The sequence below is a fragment of the Catenuloplanes niger genome (assembly GCF_031458255.1).
Taxonomy (GTDB): domain Bacteria; phylum Actinomycetota; class Actinomycetes; order Mycobacteriales; family Micromonosporaceae; genus Catenuloplanes; species Catenuloplanes niger.
The window spans coordinates 2275237-2290069 of record NZ_JAVDYC010000001.1; the positions used below are offsets into that span (position 1 = coordinate 2275237).

Sequence of the window (14833 nt, forward strand, 5' to 3'; positions counted from 1 at the left end):
GCCCGCCGCTACGCGAACCGGGACGTCGTCCCGGTCGCCGCCCGGCCCACGTGACCTCGGTTCGACGGGATCCGGCCGGTCACGTCCTAACCGGCGGCGGCCGGCGGTGCGCCCAGCAGGCCCAGGCGGTGGGCGACCGCGGCGGCCTCCACCCGGTTCGCCACCTCGAGCTTCGCGATGATGCGGGAGACGTGCACGCTCGCCGTCTTCGGCGAGATGTAGAGCTCGGCCGCGATCCGCGCGTTGCTCATCCCCTCCGCGACCAGGCGCAGCACCTCGCGCTCCCGATCGGTCAGCGATCCCACGCCCGGGGCGGCGGTCGCGGTCGCCAGGGCGGCGACCGTGCCGCGCAGCCCGAGCCGGCGTGCGAGCGTGCCGGCCGCGGCGGACAGCGGTGCCGCGCCGAGCGCGCCGGCCAGCGCCGTGGCCTCCTCCAGCGCCGCGCCCGCGGCCTCCCGCTCGCCGGCCGCCGCCGCGGCCTCGGCCAGGTTCACCAGCGCACACGCCAGGTTGTAGGGCCGCCCGTCCCGCCGCCACGCCAGCACCGCGGCCCGCCACGCGGCCAGCGCCTCCGCGGGCTCGCCACCACCCGCCTCGGCGGGTTCGGCCGTCCCTCCGGCGACGTCACGTCCCGGGCAGGCGAGATCCGGGCCCGGCGAAACCGCCGAGGCCGGGCCGGCACCCGCGGACGCTACCGGGCCGGTGCCCGCGAGCGCGGCCGACCCGGCACCCGCGGACCCAGCCGAGCCGGTGCCCGCGAGCGCGGCCGGACCAGTACCCGCGGACGTGGCCGAGCCGGTGCCCGCGGACCCGGCCGGGCCGGTGCCCGCGGACGGGCCAGTGCCCGCGGACGCGGCCGGGCCGGTGCCCGCAGACCCGGCCGAGCCGGTACCCGCGGACGAGCCGGTGCCCGGGGTTGCTCGTGGGCCGGCGGACACGCCGGTGAAGCCGTGCGGCGGGAGGCCGCCGGGGCCGAACGGGGAGGGGGTCCCGGACCCGGCCGGCGGCCGGGACGTGTGTGGTGCCAGGCCGGTGAGCAGCGCGCGTAGTTCGGCCGCGTAGGCCCGCTGGGGCGGGTAGTCGGCCGGCCAGGCCGCGGTCGCGGACGCGAGCCGGGCGGCCAGGCCGGTGTCGGCGGCGTCGCGCGCGACCGCGGCGATCGCGGCGGCCAGCGGCCAGTCGTAGCGCGGGTAGTCGCCGAGGCGTGGGTCGGCCGCGGCCCGGCGGGCGGCGTCCAGCGCGGCACCGGCGTCGCCGCGCACCCGCGGTGCCGTGATCGACAGCTCCAGCAGCGGCAGTCGCAGCTGGTCCTCCAGGTAGGGGCGGCCGAGGAAGCCGAGCGCCCGGGCCACCGCCTCGTCCGCGCCGGGGAGGCCGCGGGCCAGCCAGAGCTGCGCGCGCAGCGTGGACCAGTGCGCGCCCAGGTTGCCGACCGGGTCCAGGCGGGCGGTGTCGGCACAGCGCGCGTCCGCCTCGTCCCAGCGGCCGAGCGCGATCAGCGCCTCCGCCGTGTTCGAGATCAGGTAGAGGCCGACGGAGCGGCTGATGCCGGCCCGCTTCGCCTCGGCCATGCCTTCCTCCGCCGCGCGCACGCTGGCCGCCCAGACGCCGATCTCGAACAGCGCGTCGGAGTGGTTGAGTATCGCCTTGACCAGGCCGGGCAGGTCGCCGGCCGCGCGGGCAAGCGTGATCGCCCGGCGCTGCTCCGCGATGCCGGCGCCGACCGCGTCGCTGCGGCAGGCGATGCGCGCGAGGGCCAGCGTGGCGGCGACCTGGGCCGCCGGGTCGGACGTGTCCGCCGCGGCGGCCCGGACCAGCGCGGCCGTCGCGTACCCCCGATCGCGTCTGATCTTCGTGAGGTGGCCGGAGATGTCGGCCAGCAGGTGCACCCGGGCGGCCGACGGTGGGCAGCGCATCGCCAGCTCGAGCGCCCGGTCCAGCTCCGTGCCGCCGTCTCCCTTGCCGAGCGTGCGCAGCAGGTGACCGCGGCGCTCCAGCAGGCGGGCCACCCGCAGCGGCTCGGCACGGTCGTCGGCCTCGGCCAGCGCGGCCCGGGTCAGGCTGACCCCGCGGTGGTAGTCGCCGGCCGCGATGACCGCGCCGAGCGCCTCCTCCAGCAGGTCGAGGTGGGTCATGCCGAGTCGGGCGGCCGCGTCCGGCACCTGCTCCCAGAGGTCGAGCATGCGTTCCAGCAGCCGGCTCTGCTCCGCGTAGGCGTACCGCGCGCAGGCGGCGCCCGCCGCCGCGTACGCCGTGACCAGCGCGCGTGGATGATCGTGCGCGACGAACCAGTGGTGGGCGATCTCCGCGGGCGCGCGGGACGAGCCGACCAGCGACGCGTCCGCCTCGATGATCGCGGCGTAGCGCGCGTGCAGGCGGGCGCGCTCACCGGGCAGCAGGTCGTCGTGGACGGCCTCGCGGACCAACGCGTGCCGGAACTCGTAGCCACCGTCCGGGTCCGCGACCATCAGCTGGGCCGCGATCGCGGCCCGCAGCGCGGACTCCAGCGCCTCGGTGGGCAGCGCCGCCGCCTCGACGAGCAGATCGTGGCCGACCTGGTTGCCGCCGACGGACGCGATGCGCAGCAGCCGCTGCGCCGCCTCGGGCAGCCGGTCGACGCGGGCCAGCAGCAGGTCGCGCAGCGTCTCCGGGATGACGGCGCAGCCGGCCGGGTCGCCGGTCGCGGCCAGTTCCTCGATGAAGAACGGGTTGCCCTGCGCGCGGCCGTGGATGTCGTCGACCGCGCGGGCCGTCGGCTCGGCGCCGAACAGGTGGGCGAGCACGCGCGCGGTGCCGTCCCGGTCGAGCCGGTCGAGCTCGCGGCGCTCGACACCGCGCACCCGGTCGAGCTCGGCCAGGTACGGCCGGAGCGGGTGGCCGCGGTGCAACTCGTCCGACCGGTACGTGCAGATGAGCAGCACCCGGGCCGCACGCGCGGACCGGATCAGGAACGCGATCAGGTCGCGGGTGGACCGGTCGGCCCAGTGCAGGTCCTCGATCAGCAGCACCAGCGGGCGCTCCGCCGCCATCCGCGCGAACAGGCCGGCGACCAGGTCGAAGAGGTAACCGCGGCTGGCCTCGGCCGCGCCGGGCTGGCCCAGCTCGGGCAGCAGCACCCCGAACTCGCGCTCGTGCCCGGCGAACAGCGGCGCGCCGCCACGGCGCAGCACCTCGCGCAGCGCGGACGCGAACGGCGCGAACGGCAGGCCCTCCTCGCCCAGCTCCAGGCACTGGCCGGTGAGCAGTTGCACGCCCTCGCCGGCCGCGTGGGCGCCGAACTCCTCGCACAGCCGGGTCTTGCCGACGCCGGCCTCGCCGCCGATCAGCATCACCGCGGTCTCGCCGCCACGGGCGCGCTTCAGCGCCTCCCGCAGCGCGGCCAGCTCGCCGTCCCGGCCGACGAGCGCGCTCGCCGTGCCGCGGGTGGCGGTGTGCACTCGGGCCGGGGGCGGGCGGCCTGGGCGGTAGCTGGACACGGGGTCGAGCATGCCACGGGGGTACGACATGATCGTCGATGGGACGAGCGACAGCGCGGGCCGGGCGGCCGTCTCCGGCGCCCGGCCCGCGTTCCCCCGTGCCGACCCCTCAGCGGTTCCGGGGTGCTCCATCATCCGATACGCCCGCTCAGCCCCGCATCGGGGCAGGTCCCGAGCGACGTGGATGCCATCGTGCGGCCTGGCGGCGTATCCGGGTGGCGACCGAGTCCGCGCGTGCGGCCCGGATCAGGTCGGCCTCGCGGGAGCGGTGCAGGGCCAGGATCAGGTCGGAGTGGGGAAGCATGGCGTTCGCCTTCCGTCGTGGGTCGTCCGGTTGCCGACTCCTACGTTTCTCGGGAAGGTGGGCCCGGCGCATGGGGCGTCCGCCGCATTCGTGGGCGATATCGGCGCCTTAGGCATGTCTTAGCCGAGCTCGGTAAGGGCCGCATTCCGCGTAAGGTACTTACGAAGACCGGGCCCGGACGGGCGCGCGAGGCGCTGCCGCCGCACCGTAGACTCGACCCATGGCAAAGCCCCAGGAGAAGGTCTCGGTCGGCCAACGGCTGAAGCAGATCGGGATGGTGTTCCAGTTCACCGCGAAGCACGACAGGTGGTTCGCGCCACTGCTCGCGGCCGCGCTGGTGATCCCGATCGCGCTCGCCGTGCTGGCGATCCTGCTCGGCTGGAACGTCCTCACGATCATCCTGCTGTTCCTGCTCGCACCGCTGGCGGCGCTGGTCGTGCTGAGCATCCGGTCGAACAGCGCGATGATGACCGCGGCCGAGGGCCAGCCCGGCGCCGCGGCGTCGATCCTGGAGCAGATGCGCGGCGACTGGCGGGTGCGCCCGGCGGCCAGCTCCACCACCAGCTTCGACATGGTGCACATCGTGATCGGCCGGCCCGGCGTGATCCTGGTCGGCGAGGGTGACCCGGCCAAGGTCCGCGGCCTGCTCGGCGCGGAGAAGCGGCGCCTGTCGAAGGTGATCGGCAACGCGCCGCTGCACGACTACGTCATCGGCACCGGCGAGGGCGAGCTCTCCATCCGCAAGCTGCGGATGACGCTGCTGCGCCTGCCGCGCGACATCTCCGGCGCGGAGGTCAACGCGCTCGACAAGCGGCTCGCGGCGCTGTTCGCCCGCCCGCAGATGCCGAAGGGCGCGATCCCGAAGAACATGCGCCCCAGCAAGGGCCAGTTCCGCCAGTCACGCGGTCGCTGACCACCGCACTCGCTGCAGAAACGGGGAGGTCCGCCGTGCCGCTGTTGCGCCGCATCATCGGGTCGGTCCTGCGCCGGCTCCGGCTCGCCCAGGGCCGGACCCTGCAGGACGTGGCCCGCGACGCCGACGTCTCACTGCCGTACCTGTCCGAGATCGAGCGCGGCCGCAAGGAGGCGTCGTCGGAGATCCTGGCCGCGATCTGCCGCGCGCTCGGCATCGGCCTCGGCGACCTGCTCGACGAGGCCCGCCGCGAACTGGCCCGCACCGACCCACGCCGCACCGTGCCCCGCGCGACGGCCTCGGCCCGCGGGTCCGCCGGCGCGCCGCGCAGTGCCGCGCGGCTCTGCGGCGGCAACGCCGGGCGGTTGCGCGTCACCGTTGCGCTGGAAGCGATTCTCCGCTCAGGAGAAACATTCGAGGGTACGGCGGTGAGCGCCGCACGCTGAACGAAAGCGACCGGGTGGGCCCGTCCCACCCCCGGACTTTCGGGAGCGTGCCATGCACTCCGTCCACCCCCAGCCGGTCTCCAAGGGCGCCGAGACCCCGGGACCCAGCATGTTCGAGGGCCAGGTCTTCGAGCGCCTCCTGCGCGAGCGGATCATCTTCCTCGGCCGCGAGGTCGACGACGCGATCGCGAACACGATCTGCGCCCAGATGCTGCTGCTCTCCGCGGACGACCCGGAGCGCGACATCATGCTCTACATCAACTCCCCCGGCGGCTCGGTCAGCGCCGGCATGGCCGTCTACGACACCATGCGCTTCATCCGCAACGACGTGGCCACGGTCGCGCTCGGCATGACCGCGTCGATGGGCCAGTTCCTGCTCTGCGCGGGTACGGCCGGCAAGCGCTACGCGCTGCCACACGCGCGGATCATGATGCACCAGGTGTCCGGCGGGATCGGCGGCACCAGCGCGGACATCGCCATCCAGGCACAGAGCATGCTGCACGTGCGCCGCACCCAGTTGGAACTGACCGCGAAGCACACCGGCCAGACACCGGAGCAGATCGCCCAGGACTGGGACCGCGACCGCTGGTTCACGGCCGAGCAGGCCCTCGAGTACGGCATGGTCGACCACGTCGTCACCACCGCCGACGAACTCACCGCCGCCGCACACTGACATCCGGCGGCCGGTCACCCCACCACCGGACGATCGCCGGCAGCGTGACCGGCCGCCGACCCCTCCCCCGGCGCACCGGGGCCGGGAGCCTGGGATGCCGGACCGCGCGTCAGCCTGGGATGCCGGGGCGCGCGTCTTCCGCCGGCCGCATGCCGCCCAAGACGGCGGACGGCTCGGCGGTCGGGTTGGCGGACGGGCTGACTGGCGGGCTGGCGGGCGGGCTGGCGAGCTGGCTGGCTGGCGGGCTGGGCCGGCCAGCCCAGCGGGCCGGTGGGCTGACCGGCGCCGGGACGTCTACGGCGGGCAGACCAGCGGGCGCCGGGACATCCGCGGCGGGCAGACCAGCGGGCGCCGGGACATCCGCGGCGGGCAAACCTCCCAGCCAGGCGTGCCGAGACGCCGCTGAGGCGGTCGGCGTCTCCGGACGCACGTCGGCGCCGGCTCGTGGGTGTGTTCGGTAGGTCTCGTCGAGCCGAGGTGATTCCGGTGGGCGCGGGGTGTGCGGGCGGAGGTCCGCACATCGATGTCGCATGTGGGCTTGCGCGGCGTGGCGCCGGTGACGCCTGGGCCACGCCGCGGGCCGGTGGAGATCTGCCGGGACCCGCGCTAGCCGAGGTGCACGAGCAGGGAGCCCAGAATGAGCAGGGCCACGCCGGAGAGCCGGGCCGTGGTCAGGGGGCGGCGGGCCATCCGGAACGCTCCGGTGTGGTCGATGAACGCGGAGGCCAGCTGCTGGCCGGTGACGGTCAGCGCGATCGTGGTCGCGGCGCCGATCTGCGGCAGCAGCATGAACGTGGCGATCACATAGACGGCGGCGCACGCCCCGCCGAGCCAGCCCCACCACGGTACGGTGCGCAGTCCGCCGAGGTGCGGCCGTGGCGTGCGGCCGGTCGCCACCAGCGCCGACAGCACGACCGCGATGGTCAGCGTGGCGACGGCGAAGCTGACCAGCCCGACCGCGAGCGGCTCGTGCAGCTCGCCGCGGAGCCTGGCGTTGATCGCACCCTGGACGGGCAGCACCGCGCCGGCGACCACGCCGAGCAGCAGCCAACCACTCCGCGCGACCGCCACCCGCGCGGGAGCCACACGACCGGCCGAACCCGGCACGGCCCGCACCGCGCCCACTCCGCCGAACCCCCCGAACCGGCCGGACACGGCGGGCACCCGGGAACCGGCGGGCGCACCCGCGTGGGCCGGCACGGCTGGCACCGCGGAACCGGCGGTACCGACGGCCGCCACCGAACCGGCAGCACCGATCGACCCCCCAGGACCGGCCGGCGCCACCGAACCGGCGGGCGCGGCAGAACCGGCCGGCGCGACAGAACCGGCCGGCGCGGCAGAACCGGCCGGCGCGGCAGAACCGGCCGGCGCGGCAGAACCGGTCGGCGCGGCAGAACCGGCGGGCGCGAGCGAACCGGCGGGACCGGCGGCGGGACCGGTGAGGCGGGCGGGGGTGGGCGGCGCGGTGAGTGGCGGTGGCGGGGTGGGGTGTGGGGCGCGGGCGATGGTGGTGATGCCGGCCAGGACGGCGGCGGCGCCGAGCAGGATGGCGGTCGACAGGGGGCGCTGGTGCACGCCGAGCAGGCCGAGGAGGTCCAGGGCGAGTGAGGCGAACATCTGGCCGGTCACGAAGAGGCCCACCGTCAGCAGTGCGCCGAGCCGGGGGAAGAGCAGGATGCCGCTCGTGATGTAGAGCGGGCTGGCGAGCCCGCCGAGCAGGAACCACCACGGGACGCCGGGCACACCGCCGAGCGCGCCGAGCGCACCGGTGGCGGCCGCGGCAGCCAGCAGCAGGGTGGTCGCCACGCCGAGTTGCACGGTCGACGCGCCGTACGGCGTGCCGACCGCCTTGTTGAGCTGCAGGTTGACGGATGCCTGCACCGCGAGCAGGCATCCGGCGGCCAGTGCCGAGAGCAGGAGCAGGTAGTGCATGGAGCACCTCGTGACGGGTTAAGTGGACATAAATCTCACTTAGCATAGACACATCTCGAGCAGAAGTGAGACGGCGGCTCACTTGAGACCGGGACGATAGGGTGCCCGCATGACGGACGACGCCCCCGTGACCGGCGCGGTCCGGCCGCCGCGCGAGCGGGCCGACGCGGCGCGCAACCGGCGGCGGGTGCTGGCGGCGGCGCAGCGCCTGTTCCGGGCGCGGGACCCGCGGAGCGTCACGATGGAGGAGATCGCGGCCGCGGCCGGCATCGGGCGGGCGACGCTCTACCGGCGGTACCGGGATCCGGGCGCGGTGGCGATGGCCCTGCTCGACGAGCACGAGCGCGACCTGCAGGAACGGCTCATCCGCGGCGCGGCCCCGCTCGGCCCGGGCGCGCCGCCACGGGAGCGGCTGTCCGCGTTCTACGCGGCGATGGTCGGGCTGCTGGAGGAACACCTGCCGCTGGCGCTGGGCGGCGAGACCGGCGCGGCCCGGTTCGGCACCGGCGCGTACGACTTCTGGCGCCGGCACGTGCGGGTGCTGCTGGAGGCGGCCGCCGTGCCGGACCCGGAACCGCTGGTCGACGTGCTACTGGCCCCGCTCGCGCCGGAGTTGTACCAGTTCCAGCGCGAGCGCGGGCTGCGGCCGGATCAGATCACGAACGCGCTCGACCACCTGGCCAGGTCCGTCCTGCCCACCACCGGGGAACGGGCCGACTCCCCCACCGGAGAGCGGGCCGGCCCCCTCGCCGGAGAGCGGACCGGCTCCACCACCGGCCGGCGGGACGGGGAGAACTGACGCGGCGGGCGCGCTCCGGCGGGTTTTCGGGGCCACGGCGGGACCGGCAGGGAGGAGCGCCAGCGACGACCGGTGCCCGCGGGAGCACTCGGAACCCGGCCACGCCGGAAGCGGGAATATCCGCTTTTACGGGTTTTTCTTCGGTGCGGGCAGGACGATCGAACGGGCCAGGCGGTCGTGCAGGCCGCGACGGCGGCCGTCGAGCACGAGCATCGGGAGGACCAGGCAGATCAGCAGGCCACGGAGCAGGCCGCGGAGCGGGCCGATCGGGCCGCCGCGATCGACGTCGACCACCGCGATGCGGGTGAGGGCCATGCCGGGCGTCTGGGCGAAGAAGCCGGCGAAGACCGTGTAGATGAAGATCAGTGCGACGACCGGGGACCATCCGTCGCGGGTGGGTTCGCCGTAGAGATTCGCGACGAGAAGACAGAGCGCCCAGTCGATGGCGAGGGCACCGAATCGACGGCCGAGCGTCGGAAGTTCGATTTCCCCGTTCGGCGGATCATTCGACTTTCGTTGCTTATTCACAGGGTTCGCGGCCACGGAACCGAGGTTAACCGTCAGTATTCGGGAGCCGCGACACCGGGCGGCGGGTGACCTGTATGGTCCGTTCAGGCCGCGACCGCGCACCTGTTCGGGCCATAATCCCGCAGCACCCGGTCGTAACATGGCAGAAACAATCGAGACATGCTCGGGCAACCCGGTAGCCATACGGTCGCGACCAGCCTAGCCAAAAGTGGACGTGCCAGGAGGACGTGTGTTCGCCAATTCCGAGGAGCTCCTGCGATACCTCAAGGATGAGGACGTAAAGTTCGTCGATATTCGTTTCTGCGACCTGCCGGGCGTGATGCAGCACTTCACGGTGCCGGTTGAGTCCTTCGACGACTCCGTCTTCGCCGACGGCCTCGCCTTCGACGGGTCCTCGATCCGCGGGTTCCAGGCCATCCACGAGTCCGACATGCTGCTGCTGCCGGACGTCGCCTCCGCCTTCATCGATCCGTTCCGGATCGCCAAGACGGTCGCGCTGAACTTCTTCATCCACGACCCGTTCACGCGCGAGCCGTACTCGCGTGACCCGCGCAACGTCGCCAAGAAGGCCGAGGCCTACCTCGCCTCCTCCGGCATCGCGGACACCGCCTACTTCGGCGCCGAGGCGGAGTTCTACATCTTCGACTCGATCCGCCACAGCACCCAGGCGAACGAGGCGTTCTACCACATCGACTCGATCGAGGGCTGGTGGAACTCCGGCAAGGAGGAGCCGGGCGGCAACCGCGGTTACAAGACCGCGTACAAGGGCGGCTACTTCCCCGTCCCGCCGGTCGACCACTACGCCGACCTGCGCGACAAGATGGTCACCAACCTGATCAGCTCGGGCTTCACCATCGAGCGGGCGCACCACGAGGTCGGCACCGCCGGCCAGGCCGAGATCAACTACAAGTTCTCGACGCTGCTGCACTCCGGTGACCAGGTCCAGCTGTTCAAGTACATCGTCAAGAACACCGCGTGGGCCGAGGGCAAGACGGCCACGTTCATGCCGAAGCCGCTGTTCGGCGACAACGGCTCGGGCATGCACACCCACCAGTCGCTGTGGGCGAACGGCGAGCCGCTGTTCTACGACGAGACCGGCTACGGCGGCCTGTCCGACACCGCCCGGTGGTACATCGGCGGTCTGCTGACCCACGCGCCGTCGCTGCTCGCGTTCACCAACCCGACGGTCAACTCGTACCGTCGCCTGGTGCCGGGCTTCGAGGCGCCGGTCAACCTGGTCTACTCGGCGCGTAACCGGTCCGCCTGCACCCGCATCCCGGTCACCGGCACCAACCCGAAGGCCAAGCGCGTCGAGTTCCGCGTGCCGGACCCGTCGAGCAACCCGTACCTGGCGTTCTCCGCCATGATGCTGGCCGGCCTGGACGGCATCAAGAACAAGATCGAGCCGCCGGCCCCGATCGACAAGGACCTCTACGACCTGCCGCCGGAGGAGGTCGCGAACGTCAAGCAGGTGCCGGGCTCCCTCGACGCCGTGCTCGACCGCCTCGAGTCCGACCACGAGTACCTCACCGCGGGCGGCGTCTTCACCGAGGACCTGATCGAGACCTGGATCGACTACAAGCGCTCCAACGAGGTCGACGCGGTCCGCCTGCGCCCGACCCCGCACGAGTTCGCGATGTACTACGACTGCTGATCCAGGCACGCCTGAACAGCCGACACGGTGAAGGCCGGTCCCCGCTCGGGGACCGGCCTTCGTCCGTTCAGCCGCGCTGCACGGCCTCCCGCAGCTCGGCCGTGACCTGATCCGGTTCGGCGATGCAGCGCCAGGCCGGCACGCGCCGCACCTCCGCGGTGCCGGCGATGACGTCGAGGCGGGCCAGGGTACGGCGCAGCGCGCGGCCGTCCGGGTCCCCCTCGGGGTCGTCGATCACCACTGCCAGATCGCTGTTGCCGGTCAGCGTCAGGTCGACCGGGTATCCGGGCAGCGGCGTGCCCCACTCGACCGTCAGCCCGGCGGACCGGAGCACCGGTACCAGGCGGTCCACCGGGCGCGGCCCGGTGTCGAGCCCGGCGGCGGACACCGGCGACGGCGGTCCGGCGAGCGCGGCGATCAGGCCTCGCTGCCCGGACCACCACGACCGGTCACCGACGACGATCAGCTGCGAGCGGGCGCGGGTGATCGCGACGTTCCACAGATTCGTCTGGTCGACCAGCCAGCCACGGGTACGGTCGTTGATGCCTTGTGCCCCGACCGGCGAGACCACCATGATGTCCTTCTCGCTGCCCTGGAACTTGTGGATGGTGGCGCACAGCCAGTCACCACCGATGCCGGCGTCGCGCAGCGCCCGGTCCAGGAGCCGTTGCTGGGCGGCGAGCGGCGTGACGATGCCGATCGATGCGCTGGGATAGTCCTTGCGCAGCTGCGGCACCTCGGCGACGACCGCGTGGACCTCGGCGTCGTTGCGACCGGATCCGCCGGTGTCGCCGCGGGAGAACCGGCCGGGCACGTGGGTCCACCGGATGGCGGGGTCGGCCGGGGCCGTCAGCCGGGCCGGGTCGGTGAGGACGGTGAGCCGGTTCTGGTAGACGACCCGGTTCGGTGCCTCGATGATCTCCGGATGGCAGCGGTAGTGCTCGTCGAGCAGGCTCGCGCTCCCGGCCGCGGTGGCAAACGCCTCGTACGCCGTGTGCTCGGCATAGGTGAGGCGGCGGTCGGTCAGCCACTGATGTCCGAGGCCCGCCCGAGCCTGCTCCTGCCGGTCCTCCCGGGGCTCGAGTCCGGCGACCGGCGACAGCTGCCGGGGGTCGCCGATGATCAGGGCGCGTTTCGCACGGTAGAGCATCGGCAGGATCGCCGGAATCGTGCACTGCGCCGCCTCGTCGATGATCACCAGGTCGAACAGCCCGGCGCTCGGCTTCAACCGGCGGGCCGACATGGCGGTGACAGCCCACCCGGGGAGTACGCGGAGAAGCTCGGGCATGTAGCTCCAGCTCCTCGGCGCGGGCTTGGCCATCTCGTCGGCCCGGTTCCGCAGCAGGGTGACACCGCCGGTGACCCGGGCCGTGATCTGCGCGCGCAGCAGCTGATCGCTGTGTTTCGGCCGCAGGTCGTCGCGCAGCGTCCGCAGCCGCGCCCACGCCTCCTCCGCCGTGGACGGCATGGACTCGTGGTCGCGACGTCGTGCCCGCCACGACCGCTCGACGGCCGTCTGCTCGCCCAGCACGGCGATCGCGTCCCGGTCGAGCACTCCGCGGGACCGCAACCGGCGGCGGTACCACCAGCCGAACCACCGGCTGCCCAACGCGCGGTCGACGAGGTCGCCGAGCGTCGCCAGAGCGGCGTCGTCCAGGTCCGCCAGTGCCCCGTCACGCTCCAGGGCGAGGTCCGCGAGATCCCGTTCGAGCAGGCGGTGCCGATCGAGGTCGTCGCGAAGCCGCCGCATCTCCGTAGCGGCGAGCCGGAGCTCCTGCGACGGACCGTGCGCGTCCGGCACCGGCGACTGCCAGGCCCGCATCACGTCGGTCAGGAACTCCGGCTCCCGTTGCAGGTACTCCTTGTTCCCGGTACGCAGCACCAGTCCCGGGCCGACCATGCCGGTCACCCGGTCGACGACCTCGTCGACGGCCCGGTTGTTGGTCGAGCCGATCAGCACGCTCTGCCCGGCCGTCGTGGCGGTGGCCAGCAGCGCGGTGACCAGCTGGCTCTTACCGGTACCCGGCGGCCCCTGGGCGACGGTCAGCCGCCGGCTCATCGCCGCTCGGATGATCTCTTCCTGCGTCTCGTTGACCGGGCTCAGCGCCACCGTCAGCACGTCGCCGTCCGCCGTGTCTGCGACCGGTGCGGACAGTGCGCCCAGCGCGGTCGACTCGATCTTCCCCGCGTTCTTGACGATGTCGCGCAGGTCGTCGACCAGCCGGGCCTCCGGTGACTGCGCGCTGCCGGTGGCGAACAGCATTCCGGCGTTCTGCACCCGGTTGAGCGGGCCCGGACGCACCGTACCGGCCACGGTCTCCGGGTCGAGATCCGTGACCGGCTTCAGTCCGAAGGTGGCGGCTACCCGGCGGACGGTCTCGGCGAGCGACGCGTGGTCCCCGGGTACGAGCAGCTCGGCCACCGCCTGCCGAAGCTCGTCCGCCTCGACGGGTGCCAGCTGGAAGCAGTCGATCAACGCGGGGCTGGGCTGCGGTGGCGCCGGATGCGCCAGCCCGTCCTCGCCGACGGTCAGGTCGCAGACCAGAAGCGGTGCCAGCGAGGTGTTCTGCTGGCCCTTCTGCCGCATGGCGACCACCGGGTAGCCGTACCGCAGGGAACGCCCCTCGTTCTCGGCGAACGTCGCCAGCTGCCGGCCGGAGTCGCGAAGGCGGATCGGGGCGGTAGCCGAGAAGACGGCCTCCCGGCCCGCCGGAGCCGGCAGGTACGAGTTGCTGTCCGCCGGATTCACGAAGTACTGCAGGACGGCCGACCGCTGCAGGCAGTCGGCGTAGTAGGTGAGCAACCGCCGCCAGCGGTCGGTGTCGAACGGCGCGTCGTCCGGCTCGCCGGCCGGGGAGTCCGGTGCCTGCCGCTCCGGGGCGCCGACCGGCCCGGCCACCAGCCTGATCGGTTCGGTGACACCCTCGCTGGACTCGACCGGCTTGTCCTGACGGCGCCGTGACATCTCGGACATGGCGTAGCGGGCCAGGTCGTACGCGGTGATCCAGCCGTCGTCGGCGGTCCCCTGGGCGGCGCCGCGAAGGCCGTCGAGCAGGACCTCGGTGAAGACCGACGGCTTGTCGGGCCCCTGGGCCTTGGATGCCTTCCGGTGGTCGCTCGACTGCAGCATGAACGTGCCGCGCTCACGCTTCAGACGACGCGGCTCCTGCCGTACGGCCCCGGTGAAACGGTGCCGCGCGGAGAACGCACCGGAGAAGCAGCAGTCCAGGAACACCGCCTTCTGGCTGGCCTTGCCGGTGTTGATCATGTGCCGGAGGAAACCGTCGACATCCAGCGCGGAGTGGTGCAGGACGTCCGTATCGGTGTCGACGGCCGCGAGGAACAGGGACTGGTTGTCCGGATGCATGACGCCGTGCCCGGAGTAGTAGAACAACGCGAGATCGCCGGTACGCCGGGCGCCGTAGAACCGCTCGACGATCTCCTTCATGTGCGTGGCGGGCAGGTCCACGTGGGCCTCGACGCTGTCGAAGCCGCCGTCCGTGTCCAGCACGGCCTTCATCTGCGCGACATCGTGCCGGACACCGGGCAGTGCGGTGAGTGCCGAGTCGGTGCGGTAGCTCGCGGTACCGAGCACCAACGCGAACCGGCCGGTCAACGGGAACGCTCGATCGCGCCCCGGACGATGTCGATCAGCTCCGAGGTCTCCGCCTTGGTCGGCTGATCGATGGTCAGCTCAACGTCGCCGACCTTCAGATGCGCCCTGCGGCCCTGGTTGCGGTTGAGAAAACCGAGGATGAGATCGACCAGCGCCTGAGCGTAGCCCGGGTCCGTCCCGGCCACCGCGGCCACGGTGGACAGCACCAGCTCGCCGACGCCCTTGTTCTGCGGATCCACCGGCGCCTCGAGCCGGCTCGCCTCGCCGATGCCGCTCAGGTCCTCGGCGAGCTCGTCCGTCAGTTGGTCGAGGACGAAGTCATCATCTTCCGGTAGAGCGGTGAAGCTGACGTCAACGACAACCTCCGACACCCATGCCTCCCATAGACATACGCCGAAATGCATCTGACAGGCTACGGATTGTCAGTGCGCGAAGAATGTCCATGTCAATTTTCCGACCGGCATGGACGATTGACCGAATTACTCTTTCGTC

The 14833-nt window shown here is 72.9% G+C and carries 10 protein-coding genes and 1 pseudogene; 5 read left to right on the forward strand and 6 right to left on the reverse strand.

Annotation, left to right across the window (positions count from 1 at the left end; translation table 11 throughout):
* Nucleotides 1-86: 86 nt before the first annotated feature.
* Both J2S44_RS09805 and J2S44_RS09810 read right to left on the reverse strand, forming a co-directional pair.
* Nucleotides 87-3506, reverse strand: coding sequence for a helix-turn-helix transcriptional regulator (locus J2S44_RS09805; protein WP_310410974.1), 3420 nt, complete (start codon nt 3504-3506; stop codon nt 87-89).
* 118 nt (nt 3507-3624) lie between these two features.
* Nucleotides 3625-3780 carry a hypothetical protein gene (locus J2S44_RS09810; protein WP_310410977.1) on the reverse strand — a complete coding sequence of 52 codons (156 nt, stop codon included), beginning with the start codon at nt 3778-3780 and terminating at the stop codon, nt 3625-3627.
* 220 nt (nt 3781-4000) lie between these two features.
* Here J2S44_RS09810 and J2S44_RS09815 point away from each other — a divergent pair, with 220 nt between their 5' ends.
* The 3 genes and pseudogenes from J2S44_RS09815 (at nt 4001) to J2S44_RS09825 (ending at nt 5812) form a co-directional block, all read left to right on the forward strand.
* Nucleotides 4001-4693 (forward strand): DUF4191 domain-containing protein, encoded by a 693-nt coding sequence (locus tag J2S44_RS09815; RefSeq protein WP_310410978.1) that lies wholly within the window; start codon nt 4001-4003, stop codon nt 4691-4693.
* 35 nt (nt 4694-4728) lie between these two features.
* Nucleotides 4729-4962 (forward strand): annotated as a pseudogene (locus J2S44_RS09820) (helix-turn-helix domain-containing protein); the annotation flags it as partial.
* Nucleotides 4963-5248: 286 nt separating this feature from the next.
* Nucleotides 5249-5812, forward strand: a complete 564-nt coding sequence (locus tag J2S44_RS09825) for an ATP-dependent Clp protease proteolytic subunit (protein ID WP_310429562.1) — start codon at nt 5249-5251, stop codon at nt 5810-5812.
* Nucleotides 5813-6418: 606 nt separating this feature from the next.
* Here the strand turns inward: J2S44_RS09825 and J2S44_RS09830 are convergent.
* Nucleotides 6419-7744, reverse strand: coding sequence for a DMT family transporter (locus J2S44_RS09830; RefSeq protein WP_310410981.1), 1326 nt, complete (start codon nt 7742-7744; stop codon nt 6419-6421).
* A 109-nt stretch (nt 7745-7853) separates the two neighbouring features.
* Between J2S44_RS09830 and J2S44_RS09835 the strand changes: the two genes are divergently transcribed.
* Nucleotides 7854-8543, forward strand: coding sequence for a TetR/AcrR family transcriptional regulator (locus J2S44_RS09835; protein ID WP_310410984.1), 690 nt, complete (start codon nt 7854-7856; stop codon nt 8541-8543).
* A 126-nt stretch (nt 8544-8669) separates the two neighbouring features.
* Here J2S44_RS09835 and J2S44_RS09840 read toward each other — a convergent pair whose 3' ends face one another.
* Nucleotides 8670-9071, reverse strand: a complete 402-nt coding sequence (locus tag J2S44_RS09840; RefSeq protein WP_310429564.1) for an RDD family protein — start codon at nt 9069-9071, stop codon at nt 8670-8672.
* 229 nt (nt 9072-9300) lie between these two features.
* Between J2S44_RS09840 and glnA the strand changes: the two genes are divergently transcribed.
* The gene (gene glnA, locus J2S44_RS09845) at nt 9301-10725 is read left to right on the forward strand and encodes a type I glutamate--ammonia ligase (RefSeq protein WP_310410987.1); all 1425 of its coding nucleotides are present in this window, start codon (nt 9301-9303) and stop codon (nt 10723-10725) included.
* A gap of 67 nt (nt 10726-10792) precedes the next feature.
* Here the strand turns inward: glnA and J2S44_RS09850 are convergent, their stop codons facing one another.
* Together J2S44_RS09850 and J2S44_RS09855 are read right to left on the reverse strand one after the other, a co-directional pair.
* Entirely contained in the window at nt 10793-14341 is a 3549-nt protein-coding gene (locus J2S44_RS09850; protein WP_310410988.1) for an AAA domain-containing protein, read from the reverse strand.
* The gene (locus J2S44_RS09855; protein ID WP_310410991.1) at nt 14338-14712 is read right to left on the reverse strand and encodes a hypothetical protein; all 375 of its coding nucleotides are present in this window, start codon (nt 14710-14712) and stop codon (nt 14338-14340) included. Before J2S44_RS09855 ends, J2S44_RS09850 begins: the two co-directional genes overlap by 4 nt.
* Nucleotides 14713-14833: the final 121 nt, after the last annotated feature.

Coding starts and splice junctions, on each gene's coding strand:
- J2S44_RS09805 (WP_310410974.1), bottom strand. CDS start 3,506: ATGTCGTACCCCCGTGGCATGCTCGACCCCGTGTCCAGCTACCGCCCA.
- J2S44_RS09810 (WP_310410977.1), bottom strand. CDS start 3,780: ATGCTTCCCCACTCCGACCTGATCCTGGCCCTGCACCGCTCCCGCGAG.
- J2S44_RS09815 (WP_310410978.1), top strand. CDS start 4,001: ATGGCAAAGCCCCAGGAGAAGGTCTCGGTCGGCCAACGGCTGAAGCAG.
- J2S44_RS09825 (WP_310429562.1), top strand. CDS start 5,249: ATGTTCGAGGGCCAGGTCTTCGAGCGCCTCCTGCGCGAGCGGATCATC.
- J2S44_RS09830 (WP_310410981.1), bottom strand. CDS start 7,744: ATGCACTACCTGCTCCTGCTCTCGGCACTGGCCGCCGGATGCCTGCTC.
- J2S44_RS09835 (WP_310410984.1), top strand. CDS start 7,854: ATGACGGACGACGCCCCCGTGACCGGCGCGGTCCGGCCGCCGCGCGAG.